At 46.9% G+C, this 3,382-nt stretch carries 2 rRNA genes; both read right to left on the bottom strand.

Annotated features, from left to right (window positions below):
* Window positions 1-11: 11 nt before the first annotated feature.
* Window positions 12-128, bottom strand: a 5S ribosomal RNA gene (gene rrf, locus ES948_RS10740).
* Between the two features lie 169 nt (window positions 129-297).
* Window positions 298-3,183: ribosomal RNA gene (locus ES948_RS10735) — 23S ribosomal RNA — on the bottom strand.
* Window positions 3,184-3,382 lie beyond the last annotated feature (199 nt).

The raw sequence follows: 3,382 nt of genomic DNA, 5'->3' as shown, positions 1-3,382 counted from the left end.
AATTGATCCGAACTAGGCAGCGACCTACATTCCCACACCTGAAAGGTGCAGTATTATCAGCGATGAGAGGCTTAGCTTCTGGGTTCGGAATGGGGACCAGGCGTTTCCCTCTCTCTATAGCCACCTAGACAAGATCAAGTCTAAATACATAGAGTAATGTACTTAGAGTTGATCTTGAGTAAGATCTGAGTGAGTTTAAATTAGTAATTGGTAAAATCAACAGTTAAATAACTTATATAGATTCTCACCTATTTAATGTATTAGTTGAAATACACTAAATAAGGTAGTGAAGCGTTGTAAAAAAAGACAAACGGTCTATTAGTACTGGTCAGCTAAACGCATTGCTGCGCGTACACATCCAGCCTATCAAGCTTGTAGTCTTCAAGCGACCTTCAGGGATTGTTCATCTTGGAGTTGGCTTCCCGCTTAGATGCTTTCAGCGGTTATCTCATCCGAACGTAGCTACCCAGCTATGCCCTTGGCAGGACAACTGGTGCACCAGTGGTTCGTCCAACCCGGTCCTCTCGTACTAGGGTCAGCTCTCCTCAACAATCCTACGCCCACGGAAGATAGGGACCGAACTGTCTCACGACGTTCTGAACCCAGCTCGCGTACCGCTTTAAATGGCGAACAGCCATACCCTTGGGACCTGCTCCAGCCCCAGGATGCGATGAGCCGACATCGAGGTGCCAAACCTCCCCGTCGATGTGAGCTCTTGGGGGAGATCAGCCTGTTATCCCCGGCGTACCTTTTATCCTTTGAGCGATGGCCCTTCCACACAGAACCACCGGATCACTATGACCGTCTTTCGACTCTGCTCGACTTGTCTGTCTCACAGTCAGGCTGGCTTATGCCATTATACTCTACGGTGGATTTCCAACCCACCTGAGCCAACCTTTGTAAGCCTCCGTTACTTTTTAGGAGGCGACCGCCCCAGTCAAACTACCCACCAGACATTGTCCTCGCACGGGATAACCGTACGGAGTTAGCTATCAGAATATTCAAGGGTGGTATCTCAAGGATGCCTCATCATAAACTGGCGTCTATGAATCAACGGCTCCCACCTATCCTGCACATGAATATCCCAATAGCAGTGTCAAGCTATAGTAAAGGTGCACGGGGTCTTTCCGTCTTTCCGCGGGTAGGAGGAATTTTCACCTCCACTACAATTTCACTGGATCCCTTGTTGAGACAGCTCCCATCTCGTTACGCCATTCATGCAGGTCGGTATTTAACCGACAAGGAATTTCGCTACCTTAGGACCGTTATAGTTACGGCCGCCGTTTACTCGGGCTTCAATTCATGCCTTCGCTAATGCTAAGCAATCCTTTTAACCTTCGAGCACCGGGCAGGCGTCACACCCTATACATCCACTTACGTGTTAGCAGAGTGCTGTGTTTTTGGTAAACAGTCGGGAGGGACTCTTTGCTGCGACCTATCAATGCTTTGGAGAGTAAATCTCCTAACAAATAAGGCACACCTTATACCGAAGATACGGTGCTAGTTTGCAGAGTTCCTTAACAAGGGTTCATCCACGCGCCTTAGAATACTCATCTCACCCACCTGTGTCGGTTTACGGTACGGGCGACATATCATCTCGTTTAGAGGCTTTTCTCGGCACGACAGTATCGACGATTCAGAACGCTCTCCGAAGAGATTGTTCTGCCTGTCAGGTCTCGGTTTCATGTGAGGCGGATTTGCCTACCTCACAACCTACACCCTTCGAGCCACTATTCCATCAGTGACCTCGTCTAACTCTATGCGTCCCCCCATCACTCAAATGATGATATGTCGGTATTGGAATATTAACCAATTTGCCATCGTCTACCCCTTTCGGACTCGACTTAGGTCCCGACTAACCCTACGATGACGAGCATCGCGTAGGAAACCTTGGGTTTTCGGCGAAGAAGATTCTCACTTCTTTTCTCGCTACTCATGCCTGCATGCTCACTTCCATCCGCTCCAGTACTCCTTACCGGTATACCTTCAACGCTGAATGGAACGCTCTCCTACCACTTACAGTAAACTGTAAATCTAAAGCTTCGGTGTTTATCTTAGCCCCGTTATATTTTCGGCGCAGAATCGCTAGACCAGTGAGCTGTTACGCTTTCTTTAAAGGATGGCTGCTTCTAAGCCAACCTCCTGGTTGTCACAGCAACTCCACATCCTTTTCCACTTAGATAAAACTTTGGGACCTTAGCTGTTAGTCTGGGTTGTTCCCCTCTCGACATAGGATTTTATCACCCTACGCCTGACTCCCGAGGTTACACATGAAGTATTCGGAGTTTGATAAGGTTTGGTACCGCGGTAAGCAGCCCTAGCCTGTTCAGTGCTCTACCCCTTCATGCTAATGCTCGAGGCTATACCTAAATATATTTCGGAGAGAACCAGCTATCACTGAGTTTGATTGGCCTTTCACCCCTATCCACAAGTCATCCGAAGAATTTTCAACTTCTACCGGTTCGGTCCTCCACTGGCTCTTACACCAGCTTCAACCTGCTCATGGATAGATCACTCAGTTTCGGGTCTGCAGCATCTGACTATGTCGCCCTATTAAGACTCGCTTTCGCTACGGCTTCGCGTTCGCTTAACCTTGCCAGATACCACAACTCGCAGGCTCATTATGCAAAAGGCAGTCCGTCACACATTATAATAGTGCTCCGAATGATTGTAAGCCATAGGTTTCAGGTTCTATTTCACTCCGCTCACCGCGGTCCTTTTCACCTTTCCCTCACGGTACTTGTTCGCTATCGGTCTAGTAGTAGTATTTAGGGTTGGAGGGTGGTCCCCCCATATTCAGTCAAGATAACACGTGTCCCGACCTACTCATTCCTTACCTTAGTTCCACACAAATGTTTTCGCTTACGGGAGTATCACCCTCTATGCTCTGACTTTCCAGACAGTTCTGCTAACAAATGTGCTAAATGTAAGTGCCCTACTCCAATTTCGCTCGCCGCTACTCTCGGAATCTCGTTTGATTTCTTTTCCTGCAGGTACTGAGATGTTTCACTTCCCTGCGTTCGCCCCCGAAGGTGACATGACTCGCGCCATGCCGGGTTGCCCCATTCAGAAATCCCCGGATCAAAGCTTCTTGGCAGCTCCCCGAGGCTTTTCGCAGCCTAGTACGTCTTTCATCGCCTCTACTAGCCAAGGCATCCACCTATGGCCCTTAATATCTTTTTATTCTAATTTCTAAAGAAACATTTTTACTTACGTAAAAAGCGGTTCCCTTGTTTTGCTTCACTACCTTATTTAATGTACTGTTTTCACAATTCAAAAAATAAGATTGAATGAATCCATTTATTTGTAGTTATTTAGTTTTATAATTAAATCGCTTTAATTATAAAGTTGTTGACTTTAACAATTGTAATTTAATGAACAT

The sequence above is a fragment of the Sulfurimonas indica genome (assembly GCF_009192995.1).
Lineage (GTDB): Bacteria > Campylobacterota > Campylobacteria > Campylobacterales > Sulfurimonadaceae > Sulfurimonas > Sulfurimonas indica.
The sequence above is the reverse complement of the archived record's forward strand: the minus strand, read 5'-3'. Positions and strand labels throughout refer to the sequence as shown.